The following is a 17772-nucleotide window of genomic DNA, read 5'->3' as shown; positions in this document are numbered from 1 at the left end:
AGGAACAGGAGGGGAGTTGAGTGGCTGAAACACTTGCCCAGAAACTGGAAAAGTCAAATCTCGGCCATTGGATGCAGCGGTTCGAGGGCTTTATGGTCTTCATCGGAGTGGTCGGCCCCTTCGCTACGTTGCCGCAACTGATCAAGCTTTATTTTACCCATTCCGAACACGCCACCGGCCAGTCGCTGCTCTCGTGGTCGCTTTATGCGGGGCTGTCGTTTTTGTGGTTCGCTTACGGGCTGGTGGTCGGCAAGCTGCCCATCTATGTGGGCAACGGCCTTTCCATGATCTTGAACCTGATGATGGTCATCGGCATCCTAATCCATGCCGGGGTCACATTCTAGCACCCCCGCCACGCAGTGGGCGACAATGCGATTAGTCTGCCTCACTAAAATAGACGAAGCTCATTTTGTTTCCATCCGGGTCGCGGGCATAGGCACCGTAGAAGTTCGGTCCATATTGTGGGCGTTCACCCGGATCGCCCTCGTTAGTACCGCCATTTGCAATAGCGGCGGCGTGCACCTCACGTACTTCCGCTTCGCTTTGACATAGCAGGCCAACCATGTTGCCGTTTCCCACAGTTGCAACCTCTTTGTCGAAGGGCGTTGCGACCCACATGCTGCCGCCACCGCGCAGCTCATAGCAAACTGCATGTGGCATGTATTCGGCGATTACTTTCCCACCTAACTGAGGGACAACCGCGTCGTAGTAGCTGCGTGCTTTGGCAACATCATTTGAGCCGATCATGACATAGTTCAGAGACATTTCTTAAATCCCAGCAATAAGAACATATAGCGAACATTAGTCTCTGAACCCACCTCACGCAACCGGTTTTTCCTACTGATCCGACCAGACTTATTTGTACCTTGAACCTGCAACGGCCATAAGATTTCCTGCAGGCATATCTGGTGACCTAACGAGGCCGAAATTGGACTGGCGTGATCACGGCATACTTCTGACCTCTCGCCGCCATGGTGAGACGGCGGCCATTATCGAGGTTTTTACCGAAACTCATGGCCGCCATGCAGGTATTGTGCGCGGGGGCACTAGCCGCAAGATCGCGCCGATCTTGCAACCGGGGGCGCAGTTGGACGTACTTTGGCGTGCGCGGCTTGAAGAGCATCTGGGCACTTTTCAGGTCGAACCCCTGCGTTCCCGTGCCGCCGCTGCATTTTCAGGTCGGTTGGCACTGGCCGGACTGAACGCGGTGGTGGCGTTATTGTCCTTCTGCCTTCCCGAGCGCGAGCCACACCCCTCGATTTATAAGCAAACCGAACAGTTGATGGATTTGTTGGGACAGGATGAAGTTTGGCCACTTGCCTATCTGCGCTGGGAACTGGCGCTTCTAGAAGAGCTGGGCTTTGGCCTCGATCTGTCGGCCTGTGCTGTGACCGGCGTGCGTGAGGGGCTGATTTATATCTCGCCCAAAACCGGTCGCGCGGTCAGTGCAGCTGGGGCAGGGGAGTGGGCCGACAAACTGTTGCCACTGCCCCCCTGTCTGCGTGGCGAAGGGGCTGCGCCGGATGCCGAGGTCGCGCAGGCTCTGCGCACTACCGGGTATTTTCTGGAAAACCACCTGGCCCCGGCTCTGGGCCATACGCCGCTACCTGATGCCCGTGCACGCTTTGTGGCGCAGTTTACTCGACGGCTTTGAATACCATCTCGTGCCCGTCCTCGTTGCGCAGGATCAGCACATCGCCGGATACTTCGGATTGTGTCATCGCCATCAGTGCAGCGAAGTAAAAACCTTCGGCCTCAAGCCCGGCACAGGCTGCGCGGGTGGCAGCCAGATCGGCGATCTCGAACCAAGGGTAGGGGGCATTCAGCTTGCCCGAATAAGTGTTGCAGGGGGCATTGCCTTCGATACGCCCCTCTTCGGGAAAGCGCAGCAATGCGCTGGCTTCGAACGGCTCTCCGTCAATTTCTTGCAATGCCCATGTCTGATCCGCCGCGCCATAGGCGGCAACGGTTTCATCCTCGTTGCATTGAAACAAGGCCAGAGGCAGAAGCAGGGCCAGACGTAACATCGCAATATCCTATCAGTAGGGGTTCACGCCGCTGATCAATTCTTCGCGCACTTCAAGACGGGGCCGCCAGTTGTACTTGGTATCCTCGCGCACGGGTGCCCAGAACAACACCCCGCTGTTGCGCCATGGGTCCAGAATGATGCCCTCGTCCATGGGAGCACCCTTGGCGCTAATCAGGGCCGAATGATGAATGATCCGAAACGCCGTCGGCGGGGAGGTAACCCAGTGCAAATCCAGCGTACGGAAACTTTCTTGTTTCAGTCGGGTGGTCATGGCTTGCGCCCAGTCATTACATAGGCCCTTCTCACGAAACCCATTTATGACCTTTGCGTTGTGGATGATCGCCGGATCGGTGACGTTCCAGTCCTGCTTCAATTGGCTGGAATAGGCATAGGATATCTCGGCGGCGCGGCGGGCTTCGCGTGGATCAACCTCGGGACCAAGCTGCTGAATGGCCAGCGTCAGTTTGTAGACGTCATTCGAGCCCGTCGTTGTCGGGGCCGAGGCGCACCCGGCAAGGGCCAGGCAGGTGGCCAAAATTGAAATGATGATCTTCACGCTCGAGTCTCCTCTGGCCGACATAGGTGCCGGTTCCGTTCACCGCCCTTTAACTGATTCCGGCCCCCGATCCGAGGGGGAAGTTTTGCCCAGACGATCACAAAGCCAGGTAGTACAACTCGGAACATTTGCGCCTTGGCGCCTGTACAACACGGAAGATAAAGAAAACCCGGCACAAGGCCGGGTTAAGTTGGGGAAACCGCATCGAACCGGGCGTCAGCCCAGCAATCGACGCGCGATGACTTGCGCCTGTATTTCTGCGGCGCCTTCAAAGATATTTAGGATGCGCGCGTCACAAAGCACGCGACTGATCTTGTATTCCAAAGCAAATCCGTTGCCGCCATGAATCTGCAATCCATTATCCGCCGCAGCCCAGGCAACCCGGGCCCCCAGCAGTTTGGCCATCCCGGCCTCGAGGTCGCAGCGCTGGCCGTGATCTTTTTCCCACGCAGAGAAATAGGTGAGCTGCCGCGCGATCATGATCTCAACCGCCATCATTGCCAGCTTGCCCGAGACGCGGGGGAAGTTGATCAGCGCCTTGCCGAACTGCTTGCGATCCTGCGCGTATTGCATGGCGATGTCCAAAGCGCTCTGCGCGACGCCGATGGCGCGGGCGGCGGTCTGGATGCGGGCGCTCTCGAAGGTCTCCATCAACTGTTTGAAACCTTTGCCTTCTTCGCCACCTAACAGGTTCTCCCCCTTCACTTCAAAGCCGTCAAAGCCCAGCTCGTATTCTTTCATGCCACGATAGCCCAGCACTTCGATCTCGCCGCCTGTCATACCGGGTGTGGGGAAGGGGTTCTCATCGGTTCCGGGGGTCTTTTCAGCCAGAAACATGGACAGACCACGGTGATCGGAGCTATCAGGGTTTGTACGCGCCAGTAGAGTCATCACATGCGTGCGGGCGGCGTGGGTGATCCATGTTTTATTGCCTGTTATCTTATAGTTGCCATCTTCACCTTTAACGGCACGTGTGCGCAGGCTGCCCAGATCCGATCCTGTGTTGGGCTCAGTGAAAACGGCGGTCGGCAGGATCTCAGCACTGGCAAGTTTCGGCAGCCAGTTAGCTTTTTGCTCATCTGTGCCGCCCGCGATGATCAGTTCAGCCGCTATCTCGGACCGCGTGCCCAATGAGCCCACGCCGATATAACCGCGCGAAAGCTCTTCCGAGACCACGCACATCGACGCTTTGGACAGGCCGAAGCCGCCGAATTCCTCGGGGATGGTCAGGCCGAACACGCCCATTTCGGCCAGTTCTTCGATGATCTCAATTGGGATCAATTCGTCTTTCAGGTGCCATTCATGGGCGTTGGGCTCGACCTTTTCCTGCGCATAACGGCGGAACTGATCACGGATCATCTCCAACTCTTCGTCCAGACCCGAAGCGCCAAACATGGTTGCACCGGATTGATCCTGCATAAGCTCAACCAGACGGGTGCGCGCGGCCTGAGAATTGGCGTGTGCCATCAGGGTTTGCACTTCACGGCACTGGAACCCGGACAAGGCATCCCAGCCAAGACCAAGGTCCTGCAAACGCACTACCTCACCCTGATTCATCGGAATGCCACCCGCGATCTGATGCAGGTATTCGCCAAAGGCGATCTGGTGCAGCAACTGCTCCATCTCGCTGAACTTACCTTCAGCTTGAAGTGCCTCGGCCCAGCGTTGCATCTGCTGCAAAGATTGCCGGTAAGTTGCCAGCCATGCCAAACCATGAGCGGCTGTCTGGTTTGCTTCGATCAACGCGCCCGAGATGCGGTCATCGCTAGTGACCATGGCACGCACCGATGCACGGGCCTTGTCGAACACAGTTTCGACCGCCGGTAAGGCCGCTGCAGTCAATGTCAGAAGATCAGGTAATACCGCTTGCTGCATCATGTTCGTCAAGTCCTGTCCATCATGGGCCATGAATCACGTCCTTTACTGGGTCGTCTGGTCATATCATGCTGCACGTGCAGCGCAACAAAAATACACAAATAGCACATAAAAAGTTCAATTATTACCATATCACTTTTGCAATGCAGAAAAATCTCGGCCTGATATGAAGGGCAGATGGATCTGTTTTCGCTCATTTCACCGCAGGAAATGTACCTAGCGTTGATCGTCGCTTTTGTAGCGGGGTGGGTCAAAGGCATGGTGGGATTTGCTATGCCAATGGTGCTGATATCCGGGCTGAGTATGATGCTGCCCCCCGAATTTGCGTTGGCAGGCCTGATCCTGCCGACCCTTGTTACTAATGGTGTACAGGCCTTGCGGGAAGGCGTGGCCGCCGCAGCGGTATCGGTTCGTAAATTCCGTGTATTTCTGGCAGTTGGGTTAATCTGCCTGCTGGCGAGTGCTCAATTGATAAATATTTTGACACCTCAGGATTTCCTACTGGTGCTCGGCGTGCCGATAACCTTCTTTGCCCTGATTCAGATACTTGGGCTCAGACTAACGTTGAAGGCACCCTCTGTCGGGATCGAGGCGATGGTGGGCGCTGTAGCAGGGGCGGTCGGGGGTATCTCTGGCGTATGGGGGCCACCAACTGTGGCCTATCTGACGGCGTTGAATACACCCAAGAAAGATCAGATGCGTGTTCAGGGCGTGATTTATGGCCTAGGGGCAGTGGCCCTGGTGGCCGCGCATTTTGGTTCAGGTGTTTTGAGGGGTGAAACGGCATTGTTCTCTGCCATGCTGGTTCTTCCGGCCCTTGTAGGCATGCGAGGAGGTCTGTTCCTTCAGGACCGGATTGATCAGACCCAGTTTCGCAAACTTACGCTGTTGGTTCTGTTGATCGCCGGACTGAATTTGCTCAGGCGCGGACTGTTGGGTTAACCACGCCTTTCAGCAAAACGGAACGCGAAATAGAGACCCAACATCAAAAAGAACAAGCCTGAGACGTCGCCAATCAGAAACGCGACGTATTCGGCAGTTGTACTGCCAAAGGCAGTGTTAGTCAGGATTGAGACCAAAACCGAAGTGACAATCCCAACTCCCATCACGCAGGGCCAGCAGGGAGTGCGATCAGCGCGTGGAAAAAGATCCCATCCCGCCGCTTTGCAGGCGTAAAACACAGCGGGCACGATTGTTACGGCGATGGCAATCGCCAGCAATCTGCTGGGCAGGAAAACGTCCCACCCGCCAACCATTGCAAAGACAACAAAGACGCCGGGCAAAAGTGCAAAAATTGCCCGCCATCCCAATAACCATGCGGCCAGAACCCGCACGCCATGCGGCAGGAATAACAGGCTGGCGTGGCTGGGGTATGCGGGAAAAAACTCGTTCTGAAGCGGCATCAGAACCTCGAATGTAACGAGTGATGCGGCAACATAGGCCAAAGAGGCAAAGAAGGTGTCAGAGGCCCATCTGTTCACGGGATCAGCCGTTTTCAGATTTCAGGCAGCAATCACCTGGGTGCATGAACCAAATACCGCCCACGATTGGCGCTTCCGCTTTGCGAAAGATAGCCCTTTTGAACCAAAGACTTGAGGGCGCGGAAAAATGTCGGACGAGAAACGCTTTTGACCAGCGTATGCTCGATCAGGCCGAAGGTGCGCACTTCGGTATTGCTTTTCGACAACTCTTCCGCGGCGTAATAGATGTCCCGCTCGACCGGGGACAATTCTTCTAGCCCCAAGGTGCGTTCCATGCTCTGCATCAGTTTGCGCAGTTCGGTGAGTTTTGAAATTTCAGTCATAACTTGCCTATTATCTACTACCGTGTCAGACCGAGGCACGTCGAAAGGCTAGGACCTTTGAAACACATCTATCCAACACCATCCCCTGTGGAAGTAATCGCCACTTTCAAGTGCGGCCCGAAGCGTGTTGAGAGTGGAATCGCCCGGGTCGCCCAACTGTCCAATTTCAATGGTCGCCGCCGCAGAAAACATCGGTACCATCTCTTCATCGGTATTTTGCGATAGCGCAAATGACGCGTTCTCGCAATGAACTTGTTTGTTAGATTGGGCTGCCGCTGCGTAATCCAAAGTGAAATGGGGGCGGCTAGGGCCCCCATTTCTAATCAGCCGATTGCAACGGCTTTGATATCTTCATCAATGAAGGGCAGATATTGTTCGAAATTTTCGGCAAACATCTGCACCAGCTTTTCCGCTTGCTTGTCGAACGCTTTCTGATCGTCCCAGGTGCGACGCGGGTCCAGTAGCACTTCGGGCACTCCCGGTACTGAGACAGGTACGTCAAATCCGAAATTGGCGTCTTTGCGGAACTCGGCGTCAGTCAGCGATCCCTCAAGTGCTGCCGTCAGCAGGGCGCGAGTGGCCTTGATCGGCATCCGACTGCCAACGCCATAGGCACCACCTGTCCAACCGGTGTTGACCAACCAGCAGGTTGCCCCGTGCTGGGCAATCTTGTCGCGCAGCAAGTTGCCATAGGCTTCGGGGCGGCGCGGCATGAAGGGCGCACCAAAGCAGGTAGAGAAGGTCGGCTGAGGCTCGGTGATGCCGCGCTCTGTTCCGGCCACCTTCGAGGTAAAGCCAGAAAGGAAGTGGTACATTGCCTGCGCAGGGGTCAGCCGAGCGATCGGTGGCAGAACACCAAACGCATCGCAGGTCAGCATGATGATGTTTTTGGGATGTCCACCTAGGGCGTTGCTGGAGGCGTTTGAAATGTACTCCAACGGATAAGCGCAGCGCATGTTTGCGGTCAAAGAATCGTCGTTGAAATCGAGTTCTTTGGTCTCAGCATCGAAGACCATATTCTCGATCACGGTGCCGAATTTCGAGGTGGTCGCGTAAATCTCGGGCTCGGCCTCGGCGTTCAGGTTGATCGTCTTGGCATAGCAACCGCCTTCGAAGTTGAAGGTGCCTCGATCCGACCAGCCGTGTTCGTCATCGCCGATCAATGTGCGCGACGGGTCGGCGGAGAGGGTGGTCTTGCCGGTGCCGGACAGGCCGAAGAACACGGCGGTGTCGACCGGGTTGCCGACCGCATGGTTGGCAGAGCAGTGCATCGGCATCACGCCTTTTTCGGGCAGCATGTAGTTCAGTAGGGTGAAGACCGACTTCTTGTTCTCGCCAGCATATTCGGTGCCGCCGATCAGGATCAGCTTGCGATCGAAGTTCATCGCAATCACCGTCTCGCTGCGGCAGTTGTGCTTGGCCGGGTCGGCCTGAAAGCTGGGGCAATTGATGACAGTGAAATCGGCAATGAACTCATCCAGATCCTCACGATCCGGGCGGCGCAGCAGGTGGCGGATGAACAGATTGTGCCAAGCCAACTCAGTGACCATACGCACATTGATCGAATAGCTGGGATCGGCACCGCCCACGAGGTCCTGCACAAAGTAATCGCGGCCTTTCATATGGGCCAGCATATCTTCGTACAGCGCATCGAAGCCTTCCGGGCTCATCGCTGCGTTGTTTTCCCACCAGATGCTGTCGGCAACACTGTCGGTCTTGACGACATGCTTGTCCTTTGGCGAGCGGCCAGTGAACTTGCCGGTGGTGACCAGAAATGCGCCGCCATTGCCAAGGGTGCCTTCGCCGCGCTTGAGCGCTTCTTCGATCAGCGCCGGTTCCATGAAGTTGTAATAGACATTGCCCAGACCCTCGATGCCCTGATCTTCGAGGCGGAATTGCGGGTTAACCCGTCCAGATGTCATGTGTGTCTTCTCCTGTGGCGGCGCGAAGGCTTGGGGCCGGGTGCGCCATTGGGGCGGATACCGGAAAAAGCCGGCGGTCAAGCGCCTCTTATCACGGTATTTTGGGACATGAACAGGAGGGTTGGCAGGAGTTAGCGCAACCAAGTTGAGGTTTAGCGCCATCACGATTTGTCTGCTGTAAATCAAGGCAGCTATTTGGGCGCAGCAAGGCAAATTTGCCGCATACCTGCCGCAAGAATGGCATGATTCGAGGTTACGAGTTGATTCGGTTGCTCAAAACCGCCAACAATGTCTTACAAAAAAGCGTATTATTGCGCGAGTGAGCAGGAATAGGGGTGAACCCGATGTCAAAGATTGCACTTGTGGATGACGACAGAAATATCCTGACGTCAGTATCCATGACCCTCGAAGCCGAAGGTTTTGAGGTCGAAACATATAATGATGGGCAGGCAGCGCTGGATGCGTTCAATAAGAAACTTCCGGATATGGCCGTTCTGGATATCAAGATGCCGCGGATGGACGGCATGGATCTGCTACAGAGGCTCCGGCAGAAAACGCAGATGCCGGTTATCTTCCTGACCTCAAAAGATGATGAAATCGACGAGGTTCTGGGCCTTCGGATGGGCGCAGATGACTATGTTAAGAAACCGTTCTCGCAACGCCTTCTGGTCGAGCGCATCCGGGCGCTGCTGCGTCGTCAGGAAGCGGTAGAAGGGGATGCAACCAGCGTTTCGACCGGGGACACCAAGGTAATGGAACGCGGTGAGCTGCGGATGGACCCGCTGCGCCATGCGGTAAGCTGGAAAGGCAATGATGTCTCTCTGACTGTAACGGAATTCCTGTTGCTGCAGGCACTGGCACAACGTCCGGGATTTGTAAAAAGCCGTGATCAGTTGATGGATGTCGCTTATGATGATCAGGTCTATGTGGATGACAGGACCATCGACAGCCATATCAAACGCCTGCGCAAGAAGATGCGGGCCGCTGATCCGGATTTTTCGGCGATCGAAACGCTGTATGGTATCGGATATCGTTACAACGAAGAATAGGCGCGGCCGTTTGTGAAGAAGGCGAAGGGGTCTCGTGCGCGATACTGAACAAGCCAACCAAGAACGCGACGCGGATGTCGTATTGGGGGATGACTGGGTCATTCCCCAAGATTCCGAGTCTGCGGAACTGCAAGCCAAGCGATCGCGGCGAAACCTGCTTACGTTGCGCTATTCGCCTCTGGCACGCAGGATCATTACGTTCAACCTGATCGCCCTGGTCATTCTGGTGGCGGGTTTGCTGTATCTGGACGACACGCGCAAAGAGCGTGTTCAGCAGACGGCGGTCGATTTGGTTGGGGATGCACAGCTCGTCAGTAACGTATTTGAAACCCAACTGCGACAACCTTCGGGAAATGGTGCCGCAACGCTGGACGTGCGAGATACCCTGTCCGGGCTTAGCCTTCCCGAGGGTGGTGAAGTTTTTGTATATGATAATACAGGAACTCTGATCGGTTGGACACGCGGGGTGTCGCCAGGTTCAGAACTGCCAAGCCTGTTGCAACAGGAAGCTGACACAGTCTCGGGCAGCACTTTGATCAGCGATGCGCTTAATGTGGTTTGGAATGGTTTGTCCGCCATTTTTAGCAGCAGGACAGATGTTGAAGCGCCGACACTGGCGCAACGTGTGCAACAATTGATCCCGCAGGCGTTGGATGGTCGCCTGCAAGTACAGGCTGTTCAGGACGATATGGGCAAGACGGTTATTGTGGCCGTGGCGCCAATTCTTGTCGAAGAGGCACCGGTTGGTGCTGTCGCCATGGCAGGCCCTGCAGGTGAGATCGATGCGCTGGCCCGAAAAGAGCAAGAGCGCATCCTTCAGATGTTTGTCGTTGCATTGCTGGTCTCAATCGGTCTGAGCCTTGTTCTGGCCTCAACCATTGCGAACCCGCTGGCAGATCTGGCCGCCGCTGCCGAGATGGGCAAGGATCGGGGCGCGGGGGTAAATCCGGGCCGTATCCGGATCCCCGATCTCAGCGCCCGACCGGATGAGATCGGTCGCTTAAGCAAAGCTTTGCGCGGGATGGTCACCGCGCTTTACAACCGCATCGACGCAAATGAACAATTTGCGGCAGATGTAGCGCATGAAATCAAAAACCCTCTCGCCAGTTTGCAATCTGCTGTCGGAACCATGCGCATGGTTAAACGTGATGACCAGCGCGAAAAATTGCTGGGTGTTATCGAACATGACGTGCGGCGACTGGACCGTCTTGTCAGTGACATCTCGAACGCGTCCCGGCTGGATGCGGAGCTTGTAAAAGAAGAAGAGCAGCCCTTTGATCTGCTCAATCTACTTGGTAATATCAGCCAATTTCTGGGTGAAGACGCCCGTTCGAAGGGGATCGACTACATCACTGATTTTCCGGCAGGGCCTATCGTGGTCAACGGGCTCGAGGCGCGATTGGCACAGGTTTTTGTCAATCTGATCACCAACGCGATTTCCTTCTGCGAAGACAATGACGCCATTCGCGTCTGGGTCCGCCGTCGCGACAATCGTGTGCTGGTTGTCGTTGAAGATACCGGCCCGGGCATCCCTGATCAGGCTCTGACCAAGATATTCAAACGTTTTTATTCACAACGCCCCGAAGAGCATTTCGGCAACAACTCGGGCCTCGGCTTGGCAATTTCGAAGCAGATCGTCGAGGCGCATGGTGGAGTAATCTGGGCCGAAAACATTCGCCCGACCGAAGCCGATATCACTTCGGACCCGCTGGGCGCACGGTTTGTGGTCGGGCTTCCTGTCTAGACCATGAACGCGATCCCGCTCCAGGATATCGCAGATCAAAGGACGGCTTGCATTCACGCCACTTGCGTGGCGGTGCAAGGTGCTGGGGTGTTGATCGTTGGTGCTTCGGGTGCAGGAAAATCTGGGCTGGCATTGCAGATGATGGCGCTGGGTGCTCAGCTGGTTGGAGATGACCAGGTCGATATGTTTGTGCAGAACGATCAGGTTATGGCAAATGCAGTCGCGCCAATCAAAGGTTTGATCGAGGCGCGTGGTATTGGGTTGTTACGGGCCGCTAGCGTGGGCCCCGTCCCGTTGGCGTATATCGTGGATCTGGATCAAACAGTTTCGGCGCGTTTGCCCGAGCCTTTTGACGTTTACGTGCTGAAGCGAGCTGTTCCCTTGCTTCGGGGCGCTGGGGTGCCCAATTTGGCCGCAGGACTAATGCAACTTGTGAGAATGGGGCGCGTGGCCCCGGAATGGCCGAATTCATGACAGCACAAACGCGCGTCGTATTGGTTACGGGCCCCTCTGGGGCCGGGCGTTCGACCGCGATCCACGTACTGGAAGATCTTGGATTTGAAGCGATTTATAATCTACCAATGGGTTTGCTGGTTCGTCTGGTGGACAGCTCAGAGCCGACGCGCCCAATGGCCTTGGGTATCGATACGCGTAATCGTGATTTTTCGACCATTGGCTTCATCGAACTTGCCGCCAAACTGGGCAGGATGGAAGATGTCGACCTCACGATTCTCTATCTGGATTGCAGCGACGAAGTGCTGCTGCGCCGGTTCTCGGAAACACGCCGCCGCCACCCGGTCGCTGCGGATGCCAGTCCGGAAACGGGCATCCGGCAGGAAAAAGAACTGCTGGCCCCCATTCGCGAGGTTGCCGATACGCTGATCGATACCCGAACGCTGAATGTTCACCAGTTGCGCGAGGAAGTCGAGCGCTGGTTCGCCCCTAAGGGGGGGCGTCATCTGGCGGTTTCGATCGAATCCTTCTCGTACAAACGGGGATTGCCGCGTGGTTTGGATATGGTGTTTGATTGCAGGTTTTTGGCCAATCCCTATTGGCGGCCTGAACTGCGTGATGCCGATGGGCGAAATTCGGATGTGGCAGCCTATGTTCGGTCAGATCCGAACTTTGAGGCATTCTTTGATCGGGTTGTCGATCTGTTGATCGAATTGCTTCCAGCGTTCCGTGAAGAAGGTAAGGCACACCTCTCAATCGCCTTCGGGTGCACCGGAGGGCAACATCGCTCAGTCGCTGTGGCCGAAGCGGTTGCAAAGGCCCTTGCGGAAGGGGGCCAGCAGGTGGCAATTAGGCACCGCGAAATGGAACGACGCGCATTGAATGTGAGGCCGAAGTGATCGGGATCGTAATTGTTGCACATGGCGGTTTGGCGCGCGAATATCTTGCGGCCACACAACATGTAGTTGGAAAACAGCCCGGGTTGGTGGCTATCCCGATCGAAGCTGATCATGATCGCGAGGCAAAACAAGCTGAGATATGTCGTGCTGCTGACAAGGTCGATATGGGCGATGGCGTTGTCGTTGTGACCGACCTGTATGGCGGCAGCCCCTCGAATCTCAGCTTGCGTGCGTGTGCACCGCAGGATCGGCGAATCCTTTACGGAGCTAACCTGCCGATGCTCATTAAACTGGCCAAAAGTCGCCATCTGCCGCTGGCCGAAGCCGTGCGTTTAGCACTGGAAGCTGGTCGAAAATACATCAATGCGCAAAATGTGACGCTGGATTGATACCGGATACAATCATATGACGACCAAGAGTTTGAAAATAATAAATGAAAAAGGCCTACATGCCCGCGCTTCAGCCAAGCTGGTTGAGGTGGTAGAAGGCTTCGACGCACGTGCCGAGGTGTCGCGCGACGGGCTTTCTGCCTCGGGTGACAGTATCATGGGCCTTTTGATGTTGGCAGCGTCGCGCGGAACTACTATTGACGTCGAGACGTCCGGCCCGGATGCTGAGGCGTTGGCAGAAGCGTTGGAAACCCTGGTGAACGACAAGTTCGGCGAAGGGTTCTGATAGCGTAACTGCGACGATATCAAGGACGGAAAGACCAGGCAATTGGCGGAAACCACGCACGAAACAAAGACCGGCCCAGTCGCAGACCAAGACACCGACCAGGGTGAAATCTACGACCGCAGAACGCTGACCTACGCCAACTCGTTTGACGATGCCTGGACGTCCACCGCCATTCGCGCGATCGAATGGTGTACCGGCAAGCTGACCATTCTGCGCATGGTCAACAAGTTCGAAAAGCAGAACGAACATTACCGCGGCCAGAAATTCTGGGGCGGTGCGCTCAAGATTATGGGCATCAACCTCACCACCCCCGCCAAACAGATCGCCCGTATCCCAAAAGAGGGTCCGGTTGTGGTTGTCGCCAACCACCCGCACGGCATGGTTGATGGTATGATCCTTGCCGAACTCATAGGTCAGGTTCGTAGTGATTATCGTATTCTGACCCGTTCGGTTCTGACCGGTTTGGATGAGGCAGCAACCTCGTTCATGATCCCGGTGCCGTTTCCGCACGACCCCGAAGCGCAGGCGAAGATGCTTGAAATGCGCAGCAAGACGATGAAGCACCTGGCCGATGGCGGCGTAGTCGCCCTGTTCCCTTCAGGCGTTGTGATGTCATCGGATGATTGGTTTGGCCCTGCGATCGAGCGGGAGTGGAACGTCTTTACTGCCAAGATGATCCGCCGCTCGGGCGCAAAAGTGGTGCCGATCTTCTTCCCCGGCAGCAACTCGCGTTGGTACCAGATCGCCAATCGGCTTTCGCCTATACTTCGCCAAGGTCTTTTGCTGCACGAAATTGTCCGCTCCTGCAACAAGCCGCAGTCTCCGGTTATAGGCGACCCGGTTTCAGAAGAAGATATGGCGCTTCTGGAACGCGACCCACGTGGTTTCATGGCTTGGCTCCGCGATCACACGCTTGCCCTTGGCAAACACTGATCCGTCTCTTCATCTGGCCATAAATATCTCGGGAGTGAATTGAGCCGCAGGCTCAAGAGAGGGCTGGCTCTCTTATGCACTATCGCGTCGGAACCGGAACTTCACCGCGGTAATCGTAGAACCCTCGTTCGGTCTTGCGCCCCAGCCAACCAGCCTCGACATATTTCGTCAGCAGCGGGCATGGACGATACTTGGTATCAGCCAGACCATCGTGCAGTACATTCATGATCGCAAGACAGGTATCTAGGCCAATGAAATCCGCCAGCTCCAGCGGCCCCATAGGGTGATTGGCGCCCAGCTTCATGGATTGGTCGATGGACTGAACGCTGCCGACGCCTTCATAAAGCGTGTAGACCGCCTCATTGATCATCGGCATCAGGATCCGATTGACGATAAAGGCCGGAAAATCTTCGGCGCTGGCTGAGGTCTTTCCCAATCGGTCCACAACAGCCTTGCAGGCATTGAACGTTGCCTCATCCGTGGCAATACCCCGGATCAATTCGACTAATTGCATCACTGGCACCGGGTTCATGAAATGAAACCCCATGAAGCGTTCAGGCCGATCCGTACGGCTGGCCAACCGGGTGATGGAAATCGACGATGTATTCGAGGTCAGTATTGTGTGAGGCTGCAAATGAGGCAGCAGATCCTCAAAGATCGCCTGCTTCACCGTTTCCCGCTCGGTTGCAGCTTCGATCACAAGGTCGGTCTGCCCCAGATCCGGTAGGTTTAGGGTCGTGGTGATCCGCCCCAAGGCGGCTTTTACCGCCTCGTCTGATATCTTGCCGCGCGACGCTTGCCGCACCAGATTGGTTTCGATTGTCGAGATTGCACCATCTAGGGCATCCTGGCTGATATCGTTCAGAAGAACATCATACTCTGCCAGCGCCATCACATGAGCGATCCCGTTGCCCATTTGTCCAGCGCCGATCACTCCGACTGATTTTACGTCCATATTCTGATGTCCTTGTTCGCAGGATACGGGCGACATTATCGGCACTTCCGCGCGGGCGGCAAGGGGATCGGCCCGATCAAATTCGCTTCAAATGCGCGCATTAGGATTTTCGCAAGACTTGCGGCGGCAAAATGGCAGTTGGGTGAAAATTTGGGTGAGTGTGATGAGCTATCAATCAATCAACGCGGATGGTTCCGTTGAAACAACGTGCACCTATGGGGCCTCGAAATTGCTCTACCGAGGTCCGCAAAGAGCTTTGGAGAGGCCTTACGTGGCGTGCTTCGGGGGCGAGGAGACATTTGGTCGTTTTGTTGAGGCACCGTATCCCTCAATACTCGAGCACCGCCTACAGCGCCGGTGTCTCAACTTTGGTAGTCTGTTTTGTGGCCTCGATTCGTTGACACGAGATGCCGGGCTGCTCGAACTCGCGAACCGGTCAGAGCTTTGTGTTTTGCAGTTGCCTGGTTTGCTGGGCCAGACCAACCGGTTCTATCGAGTTCATCCTCGTCGTAATGATCGTTTCGTTGCACCAACGTCGGAATTGGTGGGGTTGTATCCCGAGATGGACTTCACCAATGTTCACTTTGTTCGTCATCTGTTGAGCCGTTTGAAGGCGCATACAGATGCGCGCTTTGAGATGGTTGAGCAAGAGCTGCGCAAAGCTTGGGTTGAAAGGCTCGGTACTTTTCTGCGCAAGTTTAAGCCTCCGGTTATGTTGCTCGAATTGAGAGCAGATCATCACGCGCTGGGCTCGGTATCGGATGATCCCGTCGCGTTGGATATATCAAGTGTCGAAGCGTTGGTGCCTCAAAGCGCTGGCCTCATTACTCTGCATGTGCAGGTATCAGGCGCATCTGATGAGCTTGAGGATATGTTATTTGGCACTCTGCAGCAGCCAATTGCTGAACATATGATCGGCCCTGCCACACGTCGCAGAATCGCAGACGCTTTGACCCGTGCGATCAGAGACTTGGGTATTTAGAGAAAAGGCCCGCCAATCGCGGGCCTCATAGAAATTTTGAAGAAAATCCTCGCCTGGTATCAGCCGAGTTTCTCGGTCAGCTCTGGCACGGCCTGGAACAGGTCGGCAACCAGCCCGAAATCGGCGACCTGGAAGATTGGCGCCTCTTCGTCCTTGTTGATCGCAACAATGACCTTGGAGTCCTTCATGCCAGCCAGGTGCTGAATCGCACCAGAAATACCGACGGCGACGTAAAGATCGGGGGCAACAACCTTACCGGTTTGACCCACCTGCCAGTCGTTCGGCGCATAGCCCGAGTCGACTGCTGCGCGCGACGCGCCAACAGCAGCGCCCAGCTTGTCCGCCAGCACCTCGATCAGCTTGAAATCTTCTTCCGAGCCAACACCACGGCCGCCTGAGACAACAACGCCTGCCGAAGTCAGCTCAGGACGATCGCTTTCGGCTACCTTGTCTTCAACCCATTCAGACAGGCCAGGGTTATCACCAACCGAGATGGTCTCAACTGCCGCAGAACCACCTTCGCCAGCCGCGTCGAAAGACGCGGTACGGATGGTGACAACTTTCTTGGCGTCGTTCGTTTTCACGGTCTGGATCGCGTTGCCTGCGTAGATCGGGCGCTCGAAGGTCGAACCGTCAACCACACCAGAGGCATCCGAGATCACCATCACGTCCAGCAGGGCGGCAACGCGAGGCATGACGTTTTTTGCGTCGGTGGTGGCAGGTGCAACGATGTGCTCATAGCCATCAGCCAGCGACACGATCAGCGCTGCGGTCGATTCCGCGAGGCGGTGGCCCAGCGAGGCATCTTCGGCGACCAGAACCTTAGAGACACCATCGATCTTGGCAGCAGCTTCACCAGCGGCAGCGGCCGAGCCACCTGCGGCCAGAACGGTGATTTCGCCCAGCGACTTGGTGGCTGCGACGGTTTTGGCGGTCGCGTCAAAGCTCAGTTCGCCGTTGTTGACTTCGGCAAGCAGAAGTACAGCCATTACACAGCCCCCGCTTCTTTGAGTTTCTCAACCAGCTCGTCGACCGAGCCCACGACGATACCAGCGGCGCGCGCCGGCGGCTCGTCGGTTTTGACGACTTCAAGACGCGGAGTGACATCGACGCCGTAGTCGGCGGCGGTTTTCTCATCCAGCGGCTTTTTCTTCGCCTTCATGATGTTCGGCAGCGACGCATAGCGCGGCTCGTTCAGACGCAGGTCAACGGTGACGATGGTTGGCATCTTGACGCTGATAGTCTGCAGACCACCATCCACTTCGCGGGTGATCTTGGCGCTGTCGCCTTCGATATCCAGCTCGGATGCGAAAGTGCCTTGCGACCAGCCCAGCAGGGCCGACAGCATTTGGCCGGTGGCGTTCATGTCGTTGTCGATCGCCTGCTTGCCCGCCAGAACGATGCCCGGCTGCTCTTCCTCGACCACTTTGGCGAGTATTTTCGCCACGGCCAGAGGCTCGATGTCGGTGTGTACGTCATCAGCTGCAACAACCAGGATCGCACGGTCTGCACCCATGGCCAGGGCCGTCCGCAGAGTTTCCTGCGACTGTTTCACACCGATTGAAACGGCAACAACTTCGTCAGCCTTGCCCGCTTCTTTCAGGCGAATTGCCTCTTCCACTGCGATTTCGTCGAAGGGGTTCATCGACATTTTTACATTGGCGAGATCAACTCCGCTCCCGTCCGCCTTAACACGAACTTTCACGTTGTAGTCGATCACGCGCTTGACAGGCACAAGTACCTTCATTTTTGCGTATGCTCCTTACAAAAACGGCAAGCCGCGCAGCGACTCCACCAATGCTCTCGCGGTTTAGATAGCGGGTCGTGATGCGCTGCAACAGAGCAAAATCGTCACGTCATGCTTTCGAGACGTCGCGTTTTGTCATTTTTTCGACA

Annotated in this window: 21 protein-coding genes; 11 read left to right on the top strand and 10 right to left on the bottom strand. The window is 55.9% G+C overall.

Going from position 1 to position 17772, the window contains the following annotated elements:
- Positions 1-20 precede the first annotated feature (20 nt).
- Positions 21-344, top strand: a complete 324-nt coding sequence (locus ACR3EJ_RS18145; RefSeq protein WP_170475855.1) for a SemiSWEET transporter — start codon at positions 21-23, stop codon at positions 342-344.
- Positions 345-375: 31 nt separating this feature from the next.
- On the opposite strand, the gene ACR3EJ_RS18140 is transcribed toward ACR3EJ_RS18145, so the two are convergent.
- Positions 376-765 (bottom strand): VOC family protein, encoded by a 390-nt coding sequence (locus tag ACR3EJ_RS18140; protein WP_010437704.1) that lies wholly within the window; start codon positions 763-765, stop codon positions 376-378.
- Between the two features lie 163 nt (positions 766-928).
- Here ACR3EJ_RS18140 and recO point away from each other — a divergent pair, with 163 nt between their 5' ends.
- Positions 929-1654 carry a DNA repair protein RecO gene (recO, locus tag ACR3EJ_RS18135; RefSeq protein ID WP_170543069.1) on the top strand — a complete coding sequence of 242 codons (726 nt, stop codon included), beginning with the start codon at positions 929-931 and terminating at the stop codon, positions 1652-1654.
- Here recO and ACR3EJ_RS18130 read toward each other — a convergent pair.
- The 3 genes from ACR3EJ_RS18130 to ACR3EJ_RS18120 all read right to left on the bottom strand — a co-directional run bounded on the left by ACR3EJ_RS18130 (position 1638) and on the right by ACR3EJ_RS18120 (position 4493).
- Entirely contained in the window at positions 1638-2027 is a 390-nt protein-coding gene (locus ACR3EJ_RS18130) for an META domain-containing protein (protein WP_170543071.1), read from the bottom strand. The genes recO and ACR3EJ_RS18130 overlap by 17 nt on opposite strands.
- Positions 2028-2039: 12 nt before the next feature.
- Positions 2040-2585: a hypothetical protein gene (locus ACR3EJ_RS18125; protein WP_170543073.1), complete on the bottom strand. Its 546-nt coding sequence runs from the start codon at positions 2583-2585 to the stop codon at positions 2040-2042.
- 216 nt (positions 2586-2801) lie between these two features.
- Positions 2802-4493, bottom strand: a complete 1692-nt coding sequence (locus ACR3EJ_RS18120; RefSeq protein WP_170543075.1) for an acyl-CoA dehydrogenase family protein — start codon at positions 4491-4493, stop codon at positions 2802-2804.
- A gap of 144 nt (positions 4494-4637) precedes the next feature.
- Here ACR3EJ_RS18120 and ACR3EJ_RS18115 point away from each other — a divergent pair, with 144 nt between their 5' ends.
- Positions 4638-5402 (top strand): sulfite exporter TauE/SafE family protein, encoded by a 765-nt coding sequence (locus ACR3EJ_RS18115; protein ID WP_170543077.1) that lies wholly within the window; start codon positions 4638-4640, stop codon positions 5400-5402.
- Here the strand turns inward: ACR3EJ_RS18115 and ACR3EJ_RS18110 are convergent.
- From ACR3EJ_RS18110 to ACR3EJ_RS18100, 3 genes are all read right to left on the bottom strand, one after another.
- Positions 5399-5941: a hypothetical protein gene (locus ACR3EJ_RS18110; RefSeq protein ID WP_480423220.1), complete on the bottom strand. Its 543-nt coding sequence runs from the start codon at positions 5939-5941 to the stop codon at positions 5399-5401. The two genes, ACR3EJ_RS18115 and ACR3EJ_RS18110, sit on opposite strands and share 4 nt — an antisense overlap.
- 32 nt (positions 5942-5973) lie before the next feature.
- Positions 5974-6264, bottom strand: a complete 291-nt coding sequence (locus tag ACR3EJ_RS18105) for a hypothetical protein (RefSeq protein WP_010437712.1) — start codon at positions 6262-6264, stop codon at positions 5974-5976.
- Positions 6265-6587: 323 nt separating this feature from the next.
- Complete coding sequence (locus ACR3EJ_RS18100) at positions 6588-8186, bottom strand: phosphoenolpyruvate carboxykinase (protein WP_170543079.1); 1599 nt, start codon at positions 8184-8186, stop codon at positions 6588-6590.
- A 344-nt stretch (positions 8187-8530) separates the two neighbouring features.
- On the opposite strand from ACR3EJ_RS18100, the gene ACR3EJ_RS18095 reads away from it, so the two are divergent.
- The 7 genes from ACR3EJ_RS18095 to ACR3EJ_RS18065 are packed head-to-tail and all read left to right on the top strand — an operon-like array spanning position 8531 to position 13939.
- The gene (locus ACR3EJ_RS18095) at positions 8531-9235 is read left to right on the top strand and encodes a response regulator transcription factor (protein ID WP_170543081.1); all 705 of its coding nucleotides are present in this window, start codon (positions 8531-8533) and stop codon (positions 9233-9235) included.
- Positions 9236-9269: 34 nt separating this feature from the next.
- Positions 9270-10979 carry a sensor histidine kinase gene (locus ACR3EJ_RS18090; protein ID WP_170543083.1) on the top strand — a complete coding sequence of 570 codons (1710 nt, stop codon included), beginning with the start codon at positions 9270-9272 and terminating at the stop codon, positions 10977-10979.
- A gap of 3 nt (positions 10980-10982) precedes the next feature.
- On the top strand, positions 10983-11453 hold the full coding sequence (locus ACR3EJ_RS18085) for an HPr kinase/phosphorylase (RefSeq protein ID WP_170543085.1): 471 nt from the start codon (positions 10983-10985) through the stop codon (positions 11451-11453).
- Entirely contained in the window at positions 11450-12331 is an 882-nt protein-coding gene (rapZ, locus tag ACR3EJ_RS18080; protein WP_170543087.1) for an RNase adapter RapZ, read from the top strand. The genes ACR3EJ_RS18085 and rapZ overlap by 4 nt, the downstream gene beginning before the upstream one ends.
- Positions 12328-12720 carry a PTS sugar transporter subunit IIA gene (locus ACR3EJ_RS18075; protein WP_010437720.1) on the top strand — a complete coding sequence of 131 codons (393 nt, stop codon included), beginning with the start codon at positions 12328-12330 and terminating at the stop codon, positions 12718-12720. Before rapZ ends, ACR3EJ_RS18075 begins: the two co-directional genes overlap by 4 nt.
- Before the next feature lie 16 nt (positions 12721-12736).
- Positions 12737-13006: an HPr family phosphocarrier protein gene (locus ACR3EJ_RS18070; RefSeq protein ID WP_010437721.1), complete on the top strand. Its 270-nt coding sequence runs from the start codon at positions 12737-12739 to the stop codon at positions 13004-13006.
- Between the two features lie 42 nt (positions 13007-13048).
- Entirely contained in the window at positions 13049-13939 is an 891-nt protein-coding gene (locus ACR3EJ_RS18065; protein WP_170543089.1) for a lysophospholipid acyltransferase family protein, read from the top strand.
- A 79-nt stretch (positions 13940-14018) separates the two neighbouring features.
- Here the strand turns inward: ACR3EJ_RS18065 and ACR3EJ_RS18060 are convergent, their stop codons facing one another.
- Entirely contained in the window at positions 14019-14894 is an 876-nt protein-coding gene (locus ACR3EJ_RS18060; protein ID WP_010437724.1) for a 3-hydroxybutyryl-CoA dehydrogenase, read from the bottom strand.
- Positions 14895-15057: 163 nt separating this feature from the next.
- Here ACR3EJ_RS18060 and ACR3EJ_RS18055 point away from each other — a divergent pair, with 163 nt between their 5' ends.
- A complete protein-coding gene (locus ACR3EJ_RS18055; RefSeq protein ID WP_480423216.1) occupies positions 15058-15876 on the top strand; it encodes a DUF6473 family protein in 819 nt (272 codons plus the stop codon).
- 59 nt (positions 15877-15935) lie between these two features.
- Here ACR3EJ_RS18055 and ACR3EJ_RS18050 read toward each other — a convergent pair whose 3' ends face one another.
- Positions 15936-16865 carry an electron transfer flavoprotein subunit alpha/FixB family protein gene (locus ACR3EJ_RS18050; protein WP_170543091.1) on the bottom strand — a complete coding sequence of 310 codons (930 nt, stop codon included), beginning with the start codon at positions 16863-16865 and terminating at the stop codon, positions 15936-15938.
- Positions 16865-17623 carry an electron transfer flavoprotein subunit beta/FixA family protein gene (locus tag ACR3EJ_RS18045; protein WP_170543093.1) on the bottom strand — a complete coding sequence of 253 codons (759 nt, stop codon included), beginning with the start codon at positions 17621-17623 and terminating at the stop codon, positions 16865-16867. Before ACR3EJ_RS18045 ends, ACR3EJ_RS18050 begins: the two co-directional genes overlap by 1 nt.
- Between the last annotated feature and the right edge of the window lie 149 nt (positions 17624-17772).

Source organism: Ruegeria sp. AB11 (genome assembly GCF_056536325.1).
The sequence above is the reverse complement of the archived record's forward strand: the minus strand, read 5'-3'. Positions and strand labels throughout refer to the sequence as shown.

Excerpts from the sequence above, each read along its gene's own strand:
- ACR3EJ_RS18100 (WP_170543079.1), bottom strand. The coding sequence starts at position 8,186 with ATGACATCTGGACGGGTTAACCCGCAATTCCGCCTCGAAGATCAGGGC.
- ACR3EJ_RS18115 (WP_170543077.1), top strand. The coding sequence starts at position 4,638 with ATGGATCTGTTTTCGCTCATTTCACCGCAGGAAATGTACCTAGCGTTG.
- ACR3EJ_RS18120 (WP_170543075.1), bottom strand. The coding sequence starts at position 4,493 with ATGGCCCATGATGGACAGGACTTGACGAACATGATGCAGCAAGCGGTA.
- ACR3EJ_RS18140 (WP_010437704.1), bottom strand. The coding sequence starts at position 765 with ATGTCTCTGAACTATGTCATGATCGGCTCAAATGATGTTGCCAAAGCA.
- ACR3EJ_RS18055 (WP_480423216.1), top strand. The coding sequence starts at position 15,058 with ATGAGCTATCAATCAATCAACGCGGATGGTTCCGTTGAAACAACGTGC.
- ACR3EJ_RS18050 (WP_170543091.1), bottom strand. The coding sequence starts at position 16,865 with ATGGCTGTACTTCTGCTTGCCGAAGTCAACAACGGCGAACTGAGCTTT.
- ACR3EJ_RS18095 (WP_170543081.1), top strand. The coding sequence starts at position 8,531 with ATGTCAAAGATTGCACTTGTGGATGACGACAGAAATATCCTGACGTCA.
- ACR3EJ_RS18130 (WP_170543071.1), bottom strand. The coding sequence starts at position 2,027 with ATGTTACGTCTGGCCCTGCTTCTGCCTCTGGCCTTGTTTCAATGCAAC.
- ACR3EJ_RS18045 (WP_170543093.1), bottom strand. The coding sequence starts at position 17,623 with ATGAAGGTACTTGTGCCTGTCAAGCGCGTGATCGACTACAACGTGAAA.
- ACR3EJ_RS18085 (WP_170543085.1), top strand. The coding sequence starts at position 10,983 with ATGAACGCGATCCCGCTCCAGGATATCGCAGATCAAAGGACGGCTTGC.
- ACR3EJ_RS18060 (WP_010437724.1), bottom strand. The coding sequence starts at position 14,894 with ATGGACGTAAAATCAGTCGGAGTGATCGGCGCTGGACAAATGGGCAAC.
- ACR3EJ_RS18105 (WP_010437712.1), bottom strand. The coding sequence starts at position 6,264 with ATGACTGAAATTTCAAAACTCACCGAACTGCGCAAACTGATGCAGAGC.
- rapZ (WP_170543087.1), top strand. The coding sequence starts at position 11,450 with ATGACAGCACAAACGCGCGTCGTATTGGTTACGGGCCCCTCTGGGGCC.
- ACR3EJ_RS18070 (WP_010437721.1), top strand. The coding sequence starts at position 12,737 with ATGACGACCAAGAGTTTGAAAATAATAAATGAAAAAGGCCTACATGCC.